Source organism: Phaeobacter cretensis (assembly GCF_047372505.1).
In the GTDB taxonomy this organism is placed as follows: domain Bacteria; phylum Pseudomonadota; class Alphaproteobacteria; order Rhodobacterales; family Rhodobacteraceae; genus Phaeobacter; species Phaeobacter cretensis.
Window position 1 is genome coordinate 399,625 of record NZ_JBKBEU010000001.1, and the last position, 17,243, is coordinate 416,867.

The window sequence follows — 17,243 nt, forward strand, 5'->3', positions numbered from 1 at the left end:
ATGCCCCGTTACTGCACTATTCTTTATGTGCCCGAGGGGCACAGATCTGTTCTTTAACCTTCTGGTGCCGCCTGCGGATCCAGAACGCCCCCAAGCGCTACAATCACTTGCGAAGCACGGTCTTTCAAGTCCGTGGTGACACCAGCAGACGCAATAATGTCGCGCAACCGCGTGATAGCGGCCTCAGAATTGTCCAGTTCAATATCAATCAACGCCAGCTGCTCCTGCGCCAGCAAGGACAATGGTGCGCCCGGTTGGCCAAGTGCTTCGAACTGGATACGGCGATCAGCGGCAGGAAGACTGTCCTTTTGTAGCCCCAGCGCCTTGAAAGCCGCGATGTGGCGATAAATCAGCGGCATGTCACCATTGCTTGCGACAGCATTCAGCCGTTGCACAGCGGTCTCACGTTCACCTGCATCAGCCAGTGCACCAGCCTGAAGCAGCTTTAGAATTGTATCGCCACCATCAGTCCCGGCGGTGATCGCATCCAGAGCCGTAGCGCGTTCCGCATTGTCATCGCTATCCAAGGCGGCGATCACCTGATCACCTAGGGCCTGCGATGCGGCTTCGGTCTGGGCATTGTTGTACTCGCGCAGTGCGGCCCCGCCGACGATCAGAACCACGGCCACGCCGCCAATCCAGCCATAACGTTTGATCATCGTGAACAAACGTTCACGGCGGACTTCTTCTGTCACCTCATCGATAAAGCTGTCGGTGTCGCTCATGAAAATGTCCCTAGCAAATCCCGCAACCGCCCCCGCAGTTACCGGACAGTTTCCTTTGTTCTGCTTCTCTTACAGTGCAACCGATGCCAAGCCAAGTGGCCCTGACACACAGGATCGCGCACAAACTGCTCCAAAAAGGCAAAAAATGTGAACTGAACTACAGAGTTTAGTATGGACAATACCTATATCCGCCATATCACTTGGCGCTAGTTCGCCTAAACATGCCCATTAATGGTATGATTGTTCAGTGGCTCTATATGTCCCGATTGGGATGACTATGAATTAGGAAGGCCCCCAGATGCGTGTAATTCCCTTGTTGACTGCTGCCGTTGTAACCGCAGGATTGTACTATGCCGTAATCGAACGGGACTCGCTTCTGGCCTTTGCCCGTGGTGAGCAGATCAGTGATGATGCGACCATGGGGGCATCAGATGGTGCCAAAGACACTGCCACAGCAGAATCCGAAGACGGCTCAGAGGCGGCGGAGACCGATATGACGGCTGGCACAGCTGCTGATCCGCAAACGACAGATGTCAGTGAGGTGGGTAATTCGGGTGTCGGCGTTGTCGCCCTGCGCAGCACAGCCCGAGGCATCGACAGCGCAGTCGTCCTGCGCGGCCAAACCCAGGCCATTCGTCAGGTTGAGGTGCGTTCGGAAACCACGTCCACCGTCTTGTCAGAGCCGCTACGCAAAGGGGCCCAGGTAAAGGCAGGTGATCTTCTGTGCAAATTGGATCCGGGGACCCGCCCCTCCACCTTGCTAGAGGCCAAGGCACGCCTAAGCGAAGCCAAGATTCGCGTTCCCGAAGCGAAGGCCCGTCTGGAAGAAGCGCGCGCACGCTTAAAAGAGGCGCAAATAAACCTGACCGCCGCTGCCAAACTCTCCGAGGGCGGCTTTGCCTCCGAGACACGGTTGGCCGCTGCCCAGGCCGCGGAACGTTCCGCCGTCGCCGGGGTTGCCACCGCAGAAACCGGTCTGGAAACCACCAGCGCCGGGATCGAAGCCGCCTCCGCGCAGGTTGCGGCCTCGGAAAAGGAACTCTCCCGCCTCGATATTCTCGCACCTTTCGATGGGCTACTGGAAAGCGACACCGCAGAGCTTGGCAGCCTGATGCAGCCCGGCAGCCTTTGTGCGACCGTGATCCAGCTGGAAACCATCAAATTAGTGGGCTACGTGCCGGAGACCGAAGTGAACCGTGTCACCGTGGGAGCCGGTGCACGGGCTGAACTGGCGAATGGCCGTGAGGTGGCGGGTAAAGTCACCTTTATCAGCCGGTCCGCCGACCCCACCACCCGGACCTTTGAGGTGGAAATCACCGTACCCAACCCCGATCTGTCGATCCGGGATGGCCAGACCGCCGATATCGTGATCTCCGCCGAAGGCTCCAAGGCGCATTACCTGCCGCAATCTGCACTGACATTGAACAATGATGGTCAGTTGGGCGTTCGCGTGGTGAAGGCAGATCAGACTGTCGGGTTTTTCCCGATCGAGCTGCAGCGCGATGAAGCCAGCGGCGTCTGGGTCGGTGGTCTTCCGGAACAGGCCGATGTGATCGTTGTTGGCCAGGATTTTGTTGTTGCGGGCGTTGCTGTCGCGCCCACTTATGAAGAGGTTTCCCAATGACCGGCGTCGTCAGTTGGGCCGCAGAACGGGCCCGTATGATCCTGGCGTTTATCGCCATCTCGCTCCTGGTTGGTGGCTTTGCCTATGCCAGCCTTCCCAAAGAGGGTGAACCGGATATTGAAATCCCGGCTCTGTTCATCTCCGTGCCTTTCCCCGGCATCTCCGCCGAGGACGCCGAGACATTGCTCGTCAAGGTTATGGAAACGGAGCTGGCCGATCTTGATGGGTTGGACAAGATGTCTGCGACCGCAGCCGAAGGCTATGGCGGCGTGGCATTGGAGTTCGATTTCGGTTGGGACAAGACCGCTATCATGGCCGATGTCCGTGATGCGATGGATGCCGCCGAGGCCGACTTCCCTGAAGGCGCTGAAAAATACACGATCAACGAAATCAACTTCTCTGAATTTCCGATTGTGATCGTCAACCTGACCGGCGCCGTGCCCGAACGCACGATGGCGCGTATCGCTAAGGACTTGCAGGACGATCTGGAAGCTCTGGAGCCAGTACTTGAGGCCGGGATCGCGGGCAACCGCGACGAGATGGTCGAGGTCTTGATCGACCCCCTGCGCCTTGAGGCCTATAATGTTACGGCGCTTGAGCTGATCACCGTTGTACAGAACAACAACCAGCTGATCGCCGCAGGTGAGGTGGAAACCAATCAGGGCACCTTCTCCGTGAAGATCCCCTCCTCCTTTGACGATGTCCGCGATATCTACCAGCTGCCGATCAAAACAAATGGTGACCGTGTTGTCACATTGGGTGAATTGGCGACCATCAACTTCACCTTCGAGGATCGTCGCGGCACAGCCCGGTTTAACGGCGAAGACACCGTGGCCCTCCAGGTGGTCAAACGCAAAGGTTACAACCTGATCGACACGGTCGATGTCGTGAAGGAGGCTATCGCCAAGGCCAAGAACAAATGGCCGACAGAGCTACAGGCCGCTGTGTCCGTCGGCACGTCAAACGACCAAAGCCGCGTGGTGGGCTCCATGGTCGGACAGCTGGAAGGTTCAGTACTGACAGCCGTCGCGCTGGTGATGATTGTTGTGCTGTCCGCCCTTGGAAGCCGTGCCGCACTGCTGGTTGGCTTTGCTATTCCCACCTCTTTCCTGCTGTGTTTTGCGTTTCTGGCCGTAATGGGCATCAGTATCTCCAACATTGTGATGTTCGGTCTGATCCTCGCAGTGGGGATGCTTGTGGATGGCGCCATCGTGGTCGTGGAGTATGCGGATAAACGGATCAAGAACGGCGTCGGCCCGATGCACGCCTATGTAGAGGCCGCACAACGCATGTTCTGGCCTGTGGTCTCTTCTACAGCGACCACGCTTTGCGCCTTTTTGCCCATGCTGTTCTGGCCCGGTGTGCCGGGCGAATTCATGGGCATGCTGCCGGTAACACTGATCTTCGTTCTGTCGGCATCGCTGGTTGTGGCGCTGATCTATCTGCCTGTTATGGGCGGTGTAACGGGCCGCATGAGCCGCCTGTTTGAAAGCCTGTCCGACGGGTTACGCGCCGTAGCGCCATGGTGGCTGCGGGCGGCATTGGTGCCGGTCACGCTCTGGGGCATGTTTGCAGGCGCTATGCAGATGCTCAATGGCGACTACCTGCTACCACCTGCGGTGCCAGATATGGCTGCCTTGATCTTTGGCGCCTTGATCTTTGTCCTCTCGGCGTTTGGTGCTTCGGTCACTCTGGGGGCGGCCAGCCTGCAAAGAGCTGAAAAGAGCGTTGATGCCGGTTATAGAAACACGCCATTTGGTCACTTCATCAAGTTCATTGTTGGCAATCCAGTGATGCCGCTCGTCACCATCGCCGCCGTCGGCTTTGCGATCATGTCGGTCTTCGCCATGTTCGGTGAAAACAATTACGGGGTGGAATTCTTCGTCGAATCTGAACCGGAACAGGCAACGGCCTATGTGCGTGCGCGCGGCAATACCTCCCTGTTGGAAGAGGATGAAATGGTGCGCAAGACCGAACAGGTCATCCTGCAGCACCCCGCCGTTGTAAACGTCTTTGCCTTTGCCGGAGAAGGTGGCCTGAACACCGATGCCTCCGGGGCACAAACACCGCCCGATACCATCGGCCAGGTTCAGTTTGAGATCATCCCATGGGAAGATCGTCCAACTCAGACCGAAAGCTGGTTCAACGGCTGGTTCACCCGGCAGGTCACCGCAACCGATTTCGACGGTGATACCGTGATTGAGGAGATCAACGCGGAGCTGGCAAAATTGCCCGGGTTCGAAGCTGAAATCCGTGCGCTCGCACAGGGTCCTGCTTCTGGTAAACCTGTGCACCTGCGCATCAAGGGCGACCGGTGGGACACGTTGACCACGGCCACGCAACAGGCCCGCGCTCATTTTGACGACACCCCCGGTCTGGATCTGATCGAAGATAGCCTGCCCCTGCCCGGTATCGACTGGCAGATCGACGTCGATGTTGAAAAGGCCGGCCGCTATGGTGCCGATGTCGCAACCGTTGGGGCCATGGTGCAACTGGTCACACGTGGTATTCTTCTGGACACGATGCGAGTAGACAGCTCCGACGAGGAGATCGAAATCCGCGTTCGCTTACCGGAAGAGGACCGTGTCCTGTCCACACTGGATGTGCTGAAGCTGCGCACAGAGGATGGCTTAGTGCCGTTGTCGAACTTCATCAGCCGTCAGCCCGTGCCCAAACTGGACAAAATCAGCCGTGTGCAACAGCAGCGCTACTACGATGTGAAAGCGGATATCGAACCGGGTCTGTCGAAGGTAATCACTACCAATGCAGATAACGGCGAAGATGAAACACTCGCCTATGTCAAAACCTTTGCTGACGGCACCGACACCAGCAGCAGCAATCTGACTGGCCCATCCGGTGCACCACTGAAACTGCGTAGCCTTGAAACCGCGAGCAGCATTGACGCGGTGCAAGCCGCACTTGATGATGACGCCCGCGTTCTTGCGCTGAATGCCAATGAACGCATCGAAGCCCTAACAAAATGGTTGGACACCAACCCGCTGCCTGCCGATGTGACTTGGGAGTGGACAGGAGATCAGGAAGAACAAGCCGAATCCGGTGCGTTCCTGATGAAAGCCTTTGCCGGTGCGCTGGCTCTGATGTTCGTGATCCTGCTGGCGCAGTTCAACAGCTTCTACAACTCGGTGCTGGTGCTGTTGGCGGTGGTGCTCTCCACCACTGGTGTACTGATTGGCATGATGGTGATGCAGCAGCCTTTCTCGATCATCATGACCGGGACTGGCATCGTGGCGCTGGCGGGGATTGTGGTGAACAACAATATCGTTCTGATCGACACCTATCAGGAATACGCCCAGAAGATGCCACGGATTGAGGCGATCATTCGGACCGCTGAGGCGCGCATCCGTCCGGTTCTTCTGACCACAATCACCACGATGGCCGGTCTTGCCCCGATGATGTTCGGGCTCAGCCTCGACTTCATCAATGGCGGCTATTCCATCGATAGCCCGACATCGTTGTGGTGGAAACAGCTGGCGACCGCCGTTGTCTTTGGTCTGGGCATTGCCACGATTCTGACCCTGCTGGTCACGCCATCGCTGTTGGCCATCCGGGTTTGGCTGAGGATCTATATTGGTGCCCTCGGGCGTTTGCTGGCACGGATCACCCGTGGCCGTTCAAGCCGGATCGCGCGCGACATGCGACTGGCGACCAAGGCCCGTACCCTGCCAACAACGGAAATCCTGTGGGAAACCGAGACCCGTACAGAACCGAATGCGCCGAAGAAGGCCGAAGCCAAACCCAATAACGTTTGGGACAACGACAAACCACCCTCCCCGCCATTGCGCGCCGCTGAATAGACTGCCAACGCCCCGCAAACGCGGGGCGTTGTTCGTTTGGGCCCAGATCAGATGCTGCAACGGCGGGATCAGCGACCAATCCGCCGCATCAACATATTTCGGTGGCAATAACTTGGGAACTGCGTCAGCTTGGTATGGCCCATCACAGCCCGCTACAGCCACGCATCCCCCATCACGCGGGGTGCACACAGCTGTCGCCAGCACAGAGGACACGACCCATGCCCGATTTCAACGATATGTTCGAATTGACCATCGCCGATGTTGATCTGATTGAGGCTGCCTTACAGAGAACACGTGACAGCCTTGCTGATGCCAGCCAGCCCGCTCAGGGGATCGCTGGTCGCAGCCGTGACGACACCCTGCGCCAAATTCATGAGTTACTGGGGCGGCTGCACAATCAAAAGATATTCTACAAACCCAAGGACGGGGTCTACGTCAGCGGCTAACCACGTAGACCCGACCCTAACCTGGTGTCTCTGAGATCGCCGTCACGCGGCGTCCTGATCCGATTGCTGGCGTTGCCACAGATGTGCATAGCGCCCATCCGTTGCCAACAGCTCATCATGGGTGCCGTGTTCAGCGATCTCACCCTGTTCCAGAACGATGATCTGATCTGCCTCCGCGACCGTGCTTAAACGGTGCGCGATCGTAATCACTGTGCGCCCCAGGCCGGCCCGCGCCAACGCGCCTTTGATCTCCTGCTCGGTATCGCTGTCCAACGCCGATGTGGCCTCATCCAGCAACAGAATCGGTGGGTTCTTCAACAGAGTACGCGCAATGCCAACCCGCTGCTTCTCACCACCAGACAGCTTCAGCCCACGTTCACCGACCTGCGTCTCATATCCCTCTGGCAGCTGCATTATAAAGTCGTGGATCTGCGCATCCCGCGCGGCTTGCTCCACATCATCCTGTGTCGACCCATCGCGCCCATAGGCGATATTGTAGCGGATGGTATCGTTGAACAGCACAGTGTCCTGCGGCACCACGCCAATCGCCGCGTGCAGGCTTTTTTGGGTCACATCGCGCACATCCTGTCCATCAATACGCAAGGACCCGCGCGTGACATCGTAGAACCGGAACAACAGCCGTCCGATAGTCGATTTTCCAGACCCGGTTGAGCCAACGATAGCTACCGTTTGTCCCGCTGCCACCTCAAAGCTGACACCTTTTAGGATCTGCCGGTCACTGTCATAGCCGAACTCAACCTCGTCCAGTGTGATCGCCCCGCCAGTCACCGTCAGCTGCTTGGCATCCTTTTGGTCACTTACATCGGGGGCCTGTTCGATAAGATCAAACATTTCCCCCATATCAACAAGGCTTTGACGGATTTCGCGATAGACTGTGCCAAGGAAATTCAACGGTACGGTGATCTGGATCATATAGGCGTTGACCATGACAAAGTCGCCAACCGTCAAAGTCCCCTGCTGCACCCCAATCGCCGCCATCACCATCACCGCAACCAGACCGCTGGTTATCACCAGGCTCTGGCCAAAGTTCAAAAATGCCAGCGAATAGGCCGTTTTCAATGCAGCCTTTGCATAGGCGCGCATAGCAACATCATACCGTGCGGTCTCACGCTCTTCTGCCCCGAAATATTTCACGGTTTCATAGTTCAGCAGACTGTCGATCGCCTTTTGATTGGCATCGGTGTCCTGCTTGTTCATCTCACGGCGTAGCGTCACGCGCCATTCGGTTACAGCAAATGTAAACCAAATATATAGCCCCACAGTCCCGGCCACCACGACCAGATACCAGATGTCGAACAACACCGCGAGGATCACGGCAACCAGCGCCAGCTCCAATATCAACGGCCCGATTGAGAACACCAAAAAGCGCAAGAGAAACTCGACGCCTTTTACTCCCCGCTCAATAATCCGGCTCAGCCCACCGGTTTTACGGGTGATGTGATAGCGCATTGACAGGCGATGAATATGGCGAAAGGTCTCCAGCGCCAGACGCCGCAACGCCCGCTGTCCAACCGGTGCAAACACCGTGTCACGCAGCTGCTGAAATCCAATTGTGAGGATGCGCGCCATGCCATAGGCCACAGTCAGGCCAACCGCGCCCAGTGCCAGCGGCGGCACGCCCTCACCGGCCAGGTTGTCCACCGCGCCTTTGTAGAGCACAGGTGTCGTGACGGCGACCAGCTTGGCCAGCACCAGCACCGCCAGCGCAACCACCACACGGTATTTGACCCACGCCTGCCCCTTTGGCCAGAGGTAGGGGCCAACACGTCGCAAAGTGCGCAGACCAGATCGGCGTTCCTCCTGCGCAGTCGTCATATCGATGTCTGTCATCACATGTCCTTGTTGCAAGACCTATGACATAGGGGCAGCCCGGCTGTTTGACCAGCACATGAGCGCCGGACACCCCGACCTTGATCCGCGTATTTTCGTTACTGTACCGGTACCGTGAAGACCTGCCCGGGATAGATCAGATCCGGGTTACGGATCGACGCACGGTTCGCATCGAATACCCGCACATAAAGGAACCCGTCGCCGTAGCGTTCTCGCGAAATTGCCCAGAGCGTATCGCCTTCCTGTACGGTGACCAGACGCACCAAGGGTTGCGCGCCTATGGGGGCTGCATCAGGTGTCGTTGCGGGTTCCGCGGCTGGCTGTTGCAGGACCTCCGGCGCCTCACGCTTAAACGGAGTTTCAAGGCGGCTCAGCACCTTGCCATCCGTATCCACCGCATCAAGTCGCAACGCATATATTCCCGGTGCGACATCCGGCAGGATGCCGGACCAACGCCCGTCCTCATCCACTGGTAAATCCGCAACGGCGGAGTTGTCCAGATAAGCACGTACCACCGTGTCGGAGCGAACACGCCCGCTCAGCACCACCGCGCCCTCGTCATCATAAGAGATGGTATCAAGCGCCACACTATCGGGTACTTCGGCCAGAGTCGGTGTCGCTGGCTGCACCAGTGTCACACCGCTGGCATCAGCGCGCAGCACTGCCACCTGCTGTGGCGCTGTTTGTTCTGATGTGGTTGGTTGTGGCGCGACCTCGGTATCAGGTTGTGGTTCGGGTTGTGGATCTGGCGACGCACCAGCCACAGCCGCAATCCTGGCTTCTGCTGGCTCCGGATTAGCCGCTGTAGCAACACCTGTTGGTTCCGGTTCAGGGGTAACTTCAGCTTCGTTCGCCGTATTGTCCGCTACGGTCACGTCGCTGTTCGGCGCAGCCGTATCAGTCGTGCTGCTGCCGTTATTGTCCACATCACTGCCCGTATCAGCTGCACCGGGGTCCTTACCCACCGCATCAGCGGCATTCAGACTGGCCGTGATTTCAGGCAGGTTCGGCGCAGCCTCTGCAGAACTTGAAGCAACGTCAGCGCTGTCAACATCATTGGTTGGGCTCTCACTTGCAACAACCGCAACATCATTCTTTACTGATGTAACTGCAATGTCGGTATCTGTACCTGCTGTCTCTACGTTGGACGTGTCTATAGTTGGTGTATCTACGCTGGCAATCGCCGGATCAGTGGCATCGGTTTGTGGTTCTACAAGCGGTGCCTGAACCTCCGTTTCAGTCGTTGCCTCTGCCACCTGAACCGGCGTGACAGGTGCCAAAATAAACTGAGCATCAGAGGCCATGGCCTCATCGCCGAGCACCGCCTCAAGCGAGATCACCTGTGGCTGCGCCGATGGTGCGATATTGGTGAATACGACAAAACTGCCATCCGACGGTACGGTGAGTTGTTCGATCACTGCCCCGTCCAGCATGAGTGAGACCACCGATCCCGGCATTGCACGCCCCGCGACCATTCCGCTACCATCCATCTCAAACCGCGCGAGATCCATCTGCGGTGCGCTAAGCCCTGTCACCTCGGGACTCTCAGCTGCACCTATATCTGTCGCCGCCTCCGGCGTACTGTCCAAGGTCTCGGCCTCTGTCTCTTGAACCGCTTCAGCCAGCGCAGCCGCCGCAGCGATTTCTTCGGCGGCTATCTCTGCAGTAGGTTCGCTGGTCGCGGCCTCTTCAACTACGCTCTCCGCGGCGACCGTCTCAGCTTCCGAACTATCTGTCGCCACATCTTCGGCCACCGGTGCAGTGGCTGTTTCCTCAGCAGGCGCATCATTTGCCGCGTCTGTCATCACGTTAGGCGAAGCAAGCTTACCGTCCGCGGGTGCGCTGGGTGAAATCACCAGACGATCACCGTCGGCCGTTTTGACGCCCGGCGTTCTGGTCTCGTCAGAGCCTCCCCACTGCAGGAAAACAACCCCGCCAAGAACCACGACCACTGCCGCGACACCGCCAATAGCCGTCGTGGACAATCCGCCTTTGCCCGTTACATCCGTCATTCCGTTCCTTCCCTTCCGACAGCCAAAATACCACTTCGGATATCTTTAAATGTCGATCCTACGGGATGTGCCCCCCGCTTGCTTGAGCCAGCCGTTCAATGCGGCTATCAGGGTCCAAAGGACGACCTATTTCCCCGCAGAACACAACAAAAAAGGTGATCACAATGCGTATTCATTCCGTCTGTGTGTATTGTGGATCGCGCGATGGGGGCAGTCCGACCTATGCCACGGCCGCCGAAGCCCTTGGTACCGGTCTCGCAACGCAAGGTCAGCGACTGGTTTACGGTGCGGGCGATGTGGGTCTGATGGGCAGAGTCGCGCGCGCCGCTCAGGCGGCGGGCGGCACCACCTTCGGCGTCGTTCCTGAACATCTGGTCCGTCGCGAAGTCGCCAAGACCGATCTGAGCACCTATGTGGTCACCGAAACCATGCATGAGCGTAAAAAGGTCATGCTTTATAATGCCGATGCAGTGGTCGTGCTGCCAGGCGGCGCCGGATCGCTGGATGAATTGTTTGAGGCCCTGACCTGGCGACAGCTTGACTTGCACCAGAAACCTATTTTGATCCTCAACATCGACGGCTACTGGGATCCGCTGAAGGCACTGGTAGAGCATATCGTCGCAGAAGGGTTTGCCGGGGTCGAAACTGCGGCAGCTCTCACTTGGATTGACAGCGTCGAAGATGCGTTGACCATGTTGCGCAACTGACCGACAACACCCAAAATGCTGATCCGCCTATTCAGCCTACCAATCCTCTTACATAAAAAAGGCCCCGTCCGATCCCGGACGAGGCCTAAAGCCGCGTGCTGATAATCAGCTATCACATGCGAGATGCAACGTTTTCCCAGTTGACCAGGTTATCCAGGAAGTTGGTCAGATAGACGGGACGCTTGTTGCGGAAATCGATGTAGTAGGAGTGCTCCCACACGTCGCAACCAAGCAGAGCAGTCTGACCAAAGCAAACAGGGTTCACGCCGTTTTCAGTCTTGGTCACCTTCAGACCACCGTCAGTGTCCTTAACCAGCCACGCCCAGCCGGAGCCGAACTGACCAGCACCCGCAGCAGAGAACTCTGCCTTGAATTTATCAACAGAGCCAAAGCTGTCGTTGATGGCCTTTTCTAGGTCTCCCGGCATCTTGCTCTCGCCCGGACCCATCATTTCCCAGAACTGATTGTGGTTCCACAGCTGGGAGATGTTGTTGAAGATACCATTTTGAGCGACAGAGTTCGCATCATAGGTGCCCTTGATGATGTCTTCCATCGACTTGCCGTCCCATTCGGTACCGGCGATCAGCTTGTTGCCATTGTCGACATAGGCTTTGTGGTGCAGGTCGTGGTGGTATTCCAGCGTTTCGGCGGACATGCCTTTGGATGCCAGCGCATCGTGAGCATAAGGAAGATCGGGAAGTTCAAAAGCCATCTGGGCCCCCTGTTTTATCAGTTGCGTTCCTAGGCAGATACATGCGGCGGGTCTCCCCTCTGGTCAAGACCATGCCGGAGAAACACCCAAAAATAACCGATGATTTTATAGCAGGCCAAAGCGACAAGCCCCCATGAGCGATATACTGCAAGGTACCACCGCGCCGATAAGGCGCGCTTGCCAAGCCTACTTGGTCAACTTGATATTGCTGCGTTTGCAGGGGCCGCTGCCAGCCGGCCGGTTGTCCCAGCCGTGAACACGAGCTGAGATTGAGAGCTTCATACGGCGTTCGTCTAAAGTAGCTGAATAGCTGGCCTTCGCTGATCCACTACGGGCGTCAATATTGTTCACTGTCCATGTCAGCCTCATCCGCTGCTTGGATCGCACATCATAGGGGACAATCATCGGCGTATTCTGCGTACTGGCAATCACACTGTCCATAACGCCAGCAACCTCTTGATCATGGTCTACAAAGACAAGAATACGAGGAGAGATCCAGCCGTGTTTTTCATAAGATTGAATAGCACAGTCATAGGTCATCGGCGCGGCCAAAACAGGAAACGCTGCGAACACGACGCTAGCTGAAATGACGGCTTTAATCAGGGTTTTCATACGTAATATCCATATCTTAGAAATAGGAATAGGTGTGTTACAGCTCTGTTGGATCTCCTACCAGCTGTGAGCCGCCCTATCACTGTCTTTTTGGATGGCGGGGCGCCGATACAGTCAGCTAACCAGTCACCAGCGTACATTGACCGATGCCACGAGGGGATCGTGGTTCGGTATCCGCAGAAATCACCTGCACCGATAGCTTCTTATTTTGAGTATTGAACACCGCGCGATAATGGGTTTCTACCGCGTCGGATCTATTACCGACAGATATGCTGGAAATCGTCCAGCTCACCCGATAAGAAATATCGCTGATACGAAAAAAACCGGCCTTTAGTGACCGACCTGACAGGGCGCTGACATTGCCGGAATGCACGACCTCAGCAGACCATTCATCATTGAAACGCAATGTAATCTGAGGCGGAATCCAGCCATGACCGGACAGGGATTTGATCTTGCAGGTAAACAGGCCCTCCAGTGCCGCGACCGGGGTTGCCAAGCCCGCAGCAACTGCGAGGCCTGCCACGAGGCTCAACGATCTGGCAATCGGCAACAGCAGATCAGTGAAATCAGGCATAGAGTAATCCCACCGGCAAAAAAACGTGGCAGGACCACGACGCGTAAAAAAACTCCTGATTTGGCTGTATTTAGTAGTCAAAGTTGGAAAACGACCAACAAATAAAAACAAAAAAGTGCCCCCGGAGATCCAAGGACACTTTATCTGGGCGTAAAAATCACCACAAGGCTAAATTGCCTTAACCAGTTAACGCCCCTACCTTAGATTGTGGATGTGCGGCTGTGCATAGCAAGTTATAGACATATGCCGCAACCGAACGGAAGCACACAATGTGGAAGTCACCGGCGTCATCCAGCCAAAACGCCGCAGCAACCTGCGCCATCCGCGTGCGGCGGAATTGGCCCGATTTAAAGGCTTCTGCCGACATATCAACCGGGCAAATCTTGGCCAGAACCTCACGTGCGCCCGCTCCGGACAGGCGGAACACACCGCGCGCATCGGACACATTGGCCGCCAGCGCGTGCTCACCCTTCAAGGCTTCGTCCAGGTCCGCAACGCGGGCGTCCACTTCCCCGTAAGGCACCAACAACAGCAGCTCATCCGGGGACATCCAAGCCACGCCACCGGTTTTCGCCATAGAGACGAAACCACTGGCTGGTACATCGGCCCCAGTGGCCGACTTTACGGCGGCCTTCAGGGCTTTGGAGGTAAGATCACCGCGCAGCGTGATCATCCCCTGCAATCCGCTGTCTTCCACCTGGGCCAAACCGGAAAATTTAGCACCATTCATTGCGCTGACAGGATCAGACATTCTGCTTTTCCCCTTCTTTATCGTAAAACACTTGGTCGACGATTTTGGCTTTGTAGATGGTGCCATCAGTTCCCGGGAACTCGATCACCTCACCCATCCGTTTGGTGCCGTGCTTAACCAGACCCATGGCAATGCCACGGCTCATGTTGGCGGAGTAATAGGTCGAAGTTACGCGGCCAATGGTGTTCTTCTGGCCATTGGCATTGACGCCATTGCCCACAGCATAGGCTCCGTCCGGCAGAACCGATCCGTCCGTGGTTTCCAGGCCGACCAGCTGCCACCGATCGGGATCCGCCATATGGCTGCGGGTATGTGCCCGTTTGCCCAGAAAGTCCTCTTTCTTCTTGGACAGAGCCCAATGCAGCCCAAGGTCTTGCGGAATAACGGTCCCGTCGGTCTCGTCGCCGATCATAATGAAGCCTTTCTCGGCCCGCAGGATGTGCAGACATTCGGTGCCATAGGGCATCACACCGAATTCTTTGCCTGCGTCCATCAGCGCGTTCCAGAAAGCGAGACCGTCAGAAGCAGCAACCGCGATTTCATAAGACAGCTCTCCCGAGAACGAAATCCGGTAAGCCCTTGCCTTGAAGCCGCCGATCTCGCCGTCACGCCATTCCATGAAGGGCAGCGTCTCCTTGGAGACATCCATTCCGCCCAGCTTTTCCAGAACCTTGCGCGCACTAGGGCCCACAACAGCGACCTGCGCCAATTGTTCGGTCACATTCGCAACGTAGACTTTCCAGTCCCACCACTCGGTCTGCAGCCATTCTTCCATATGGCCGTGGATGCGCTCGGCACCGCCTGTGGTGGTGTGGCAAAGCCATGTGTCTTCGTCGACGCGGGCAACCACACCATCGTCTATCAGAAACCCATTCTCCGAACACATCAGGCCATAGCGACATTTGCCAATCTTCAGCGTCGACATCATGTTGGTGTACATCATGTCGAGGAACTTGCCCGCATCGGGCCCTTTGACGACCAGTTTACCCAGCGTCGATGCATCAAGCAGGCCGAGATTATCGCGAGTGTTTTTTACCTCGCGGTTCACCGCATCATGCAAGCTCTCGCCAGAACGGACATAGGCATAGGGACGGCGCCACTGGCCAACCGGTTCCCAATCCGCACCATTGCTTTCGTGCCAGTCGTGCATCGGGGTTTTGCGCAGCGGTTGAAAGATCTCTCCGCGAGCCTCGCCGCCAATCGCGCCCATGGAAATCGGGTGGTATGGCGGGCGGAACGTGGTGGTCCCGACCTGCGGAATTTCCGATCCCAGCGCATCAGCAAGGATCGCCAATCCGTTGATGTTACTCAACTTACCCTGATCGGTTGCCATACCCAACGTGGTGTAACGCTTGGTATGCTCGACGCTTTCGTAGCCTTCGCGCGCAGCCAGCTGCACATCCGACACCTTCACGTCGTTCTGATAGTCCAGCCAGGTTTTCATACGCAGCTTGATGTCAGCCTTGGCAGGCATCAGCCAGACTGGTTCCATCGCGGTTTCTGTTGGCGCATCGCCAACCGGAGCCGCACCAGATTTCGTTTTGAAGCCAGCAGCCTTGGCTGCAGCAACGCCCGCGGCCTGCGCATCTGTCAGCGCCTCGCCCAGACCAGCGGCACCATTGGCAGCACCAGCAGCGATCACAAAACCATTTCCATCCGCGCCAAGCGGCGGACGCGTGGCATCAGGTCGGAAATTCGCATGGGCCTGATCCCAGACCAGCTTGCCACCGCAATGGGACCACAGGTGCACAACCGGCGACCAGCCACCGGACATCGCAACAGCATCCGCTGCCACGTCTTCCTGTGCGCCGCCTTCGCCATTCTGGGCGCAAATCGCCACGGAGGTAACCCGCTTGCCCCCCTTCACCTTGGCGATACCACGTCCACATTCAACGCGTATACCCAGCTGACGGACTTCTTCCATCAATGCGCCGCCGCCGCTGTCACGGGCATCCAATACGCGGACAACCTCAACACCAGCACCATGCAACGCAATTGCAGTGCGATAGGCATCATCGTTGTTGGTGGCGACAACCACTTTCTGCCCAGGGGTTACACCCCAATTCACAGCATAGTCCCGCATGGACGCCGCAAGCATTACACCCGGTACATCGTTCCCAGCAAAGGACAATGGCCGCTCAATCGCACCGGTCGCGGTGACAATCTGGCTGGCTCGGATCCGCCACAGGCGGTGGCGTGGACCGCCTTGCCCCGGCGCGTGATCCGTCAGGCGCTCGTATCCCAACGCATAGCCGTGGTCATAAACACCAGCGCCCATGCAGCGATCCCGCAGCACCACATTGTCCATGTCACGCAGCTCGGCGAGAGTTTTCTCAACCCAGGCATCAGGCTCCATCCCGTCAATGGTGCCGCCATCAACCGGCGCACGGCCGCCCCAGTGGTTGTTCTGCTCCAGCAGCAACACTTTGGCACCGGACGTCGCCGCCGCCTTCGCCGCCTGCAGGCCTGCAACACCGCCACCAATCACCAGTACATCGGCGAAGTAGTAGAAATGCTCGTAGGTGTCGGCATCCTTCAGCTCTTTATCAGGGGCTTTGCCCAGACCAGCCGAATGACGGATGATCGGCTCATAGACATGTTTCCACAAGGGCCGCGGATGGATGAACATCTTGTAGTAAAAGCCTGCAGGCAGGAAACGCGCCAACGCGTTATTGGCCACACCAACGTCGAACTCAAGGCTCGGCCAATGGTTCTGAGACTGCGCCGACAGGCCCGAGAACAGCTCGGTCGTGGTGGCGCGTTGGTTGGGTTCAAACCGATCCCCCGTGCCCAGCCCGACAAGAGCATTGGGTTCTTCGGGGCCAGCCGCAACCAGACCGCGCGGGCGGTGGTATTTGAATGAACGACCAACCATCATCTGGTCATTCGCCAAAAGAGCCGACGCCAGCGTATCGCCTGCATAGCCCTTCATCTGCGTGCCGTTGAAGGTGAATTCGATCGGTTTGGAGCGGTCGATCAACCGGCCGTTTTTGGCAAGGCGCGTGCTCATGTAGCGGACCTTTCGCAAGAGAGGGCGACGAAAAGGGAGGAAACGTTCATGCACGTGATCATTTCAGATCCCGCCATGTCCAATCAGGGCGCTTGGCCGTAACCGCGTTCAGAATATCCTGCGGTGGCTCAGTGGTCTGCGCCGAATAGGTGCCAAACACCTCCAGCGTCATGGTGCAGCGTGCAGCATGGAACCACTTGCCACAGCCATTGGCATGGCGCCAGCGCTCGAAATGCACCCCCTTGGGATTTTCGCGCATGAACAGGTAGTCGTGGAACTCTTCATCCGACGAACCGGGGCCAAAACGCTTAAGATGCGCCTCGCCGCCAGCCTGCAGTTCAGTTTCTTCGGCTTTGACGCCGCAATATGGGCATTCAAGGATCAGCATTGTGCGTGCTCCATTG

At 57.2% G+C, this 17,243-nt stretch carries 13 protein-coding genes; 4 read left to right on the forward strand and 9 right to left on the reverse strand.

Annotated features, from left to right (window positions below; all coding sequences use genetic code 11):
* Window positions 1-53: 53 nt before the first annotated feature.
* The gene (locus tag ACEWZM_RS01950) at window positions 54-725 is read right to left on the reverse strand and encodes a hypothetical protein (RefSeq protein ID WP_414004844.1); all 672 of its coding nucleotides are present in this window, start codon (window positions 723-725) and stop codon (window positions 54-56) included.
* Between the two features lie 298 nt (window positions 726-1,023).
* Between ACEWZM_RS01950 and ACEWZM_RS01955 the strand changes: the two genes are divergently transcribed.
* The 3 genes from ACEWZM_RS01955 (at window position 1,024) to ACEWZM_RS01965 (ending at window position 6,610) form a co-directional block, all read left to right on the forward strand.
* Window positions 1,024-2,349, forward strand: coding sequence for an efflux RND transporter periplasmic adaptor subunit (locus ACEWZM_RS01955; RefSeq protein ID WP_414004845.1), 1,326 nt, complete (start codon window positions 1,024-1,026; stop codon window positions 2,347-2,349).
* On the forward strand, window positions 2,346-6,164 hold the full coding sequence (locus ACEWZM_RS01960) for an efflux RND transporter permease subunit (RefSeq protein ID WP_414004846.1): 3,819 nt from the start codon (window positions 2,346-2,348) through the stop codon (window positions 6,162-6,164). Before ACEWZM_RS01955 ends, ACEWZM_RS01960 begins: the two co-directional genes overlap by 4 nt.
* 218 nt (window positions 6,165-6,382) lie before the next feature.
* On the forward strand, window positions 6,383-6,610 hold the full coding sequence (locus ACEWZM_RS01965; RefSeq protein WP_414004847.1) for a hypothetical protein: 228 nt from the start codon (window positions 6,383-6,385) through the stop codon (window positions 6,608-6,610).
* 42 nt (window positions 6,611-6,652) lie between these two features.
* On the opposite strand, the gene ACEWZM_RS01970 is transcribed toward ACEWZM_RS01965, so the two are convergent.
* Together ACEWZM_RS01970 and ACEWZM_RS01975 are read right to left on the reverse strand one after the other, a co-directional pair.
* Complete coding sequence (locus tag ACEWZM_RS01970; protein ID WP_414004848.1) at window positions 6,653-8,461, reverse strand: ABCB family ABC transporter ATP-binding protein/permease; 1,809 nt, start codon at window positions 8,459-8,461, stop codon at window positions 6,653-6,655.
* A 98-nt stretch (window positions 8,462-8,559) separates the two neighbouring features.
* Entirely contained in the window at window positions 8,560-10,473 is a 1,914-nt protein-coding gene (locus ACEWZM_RS01975; protein WP_414004849.1) for a LysM peptidoglycan-binding domain-containing protein, read from the reverse strand.
* Between the two features lie 164 nt (window positions 10,474-10,637).
* On the opposite strand from ACEWZM_RS01975, the gene ACEWZM_RS01980 reads away from it, so the two are divergent.
* Window positions 10,638-11,180, forward strand: a complete 543-nt coding sequence (locus tag ACEWZM_RS01980) for an LOG family protein (protein ID WP_414004850.1) — start codon at window positions 10,638-10,640, stop codon at window positions 11,178-11,180.
* A gap of 112 nt (window positions 11,181-11,292) precedes the next feature.
* Here the strand turns inward: ACEWZM_RS01980 and ACEWZM_RS01985 are convergent, their stop codons facing one another.
* The 6 genes from ACEWZM_RS01985 to ACEWZM_RS02010 form a co-directional block, all read right to left on the reverse strand.
* Window positions 11,293-11,892, reverse strand: coding sequence for a superoxide dismutase (locus ACEWZM_RS01985; RefSeq protein WP_414004851.1), 600 nt, complete (start codon window positions 11,890-11,892; stop codon window positions 11,293-11,295).
* A 186-nt stretch (window positions 11,893-12,078) separates the two neighbouring features.
* Window positions 12,079-12,504 (reverse strand): hypothetical protein, encoded by a 426-nt coding sequence (locus ACEWZM_RS01990; protein ID WP_414004852.1) that lies wholly within the window; start codon window positions 12,502-12,504, stop codon window positions 12,079-12,081.
* A gap of 118 nt (window positions 12,505-12,622) precedes the next feature.
* Window positions 12,623-13,078 carry a hypothetical protein gene (locus ACEWZM_RS01995; RefSeq protein ID WP_414004853.1) on the reverse strand — a complete coding sequence of 152 codons (456 nt, stop codon included), beginning with the start codon at window positions 13,076-13,078 and terminating at the stop codon, window positions 12,623-12,625.
* 178 nt (window positions 13,079-13,256) lie between these two features.
* The gene (locus ACEWZM_RS02000) at window positions 13,257-13,829 is read right to left on the reverse strand and encodes a sarcosine oxidase subunit gamma (protein ID WP_414004854.1); all 573 of its coding nucleotides are present in this window, start codon (window positions 13,827-13,829) and stop codon (window positions 13,257-13,259) included.
* Window positions 13,822-16,839 (reverse strand): sarcosine oxidase subunit alpha family protein, encoded by a 3,018-nt coding sequence (locus ACEWZM_RS02005; RefSeq protein WP_414004855.1) that lies wholly within the window; start codon window positions 16,837-16,839, stop codon window positions 13,822-13,824. Before ACEWZM_RS02005 ends, ACEWZM_RS02000 begins: the two co-directional genes overlap by 8 nt.
* Before the next feature lie 58 nt (window positions 16,840-16,897).
* Window positions 16,898-17,227, reverse strand: a complete 330-nt coding sequence (locus ACEWZM_RS02010) for a sarcosine oxidase subunit delta (RefSeq protein WP_414004856.1) — start codon at window positions 17,225-17,227, stop codon at window positions 16,898-16,900.
* Between the last annotated feature and the right edge of the window lie 16 nt (window positions 17,228-17,243).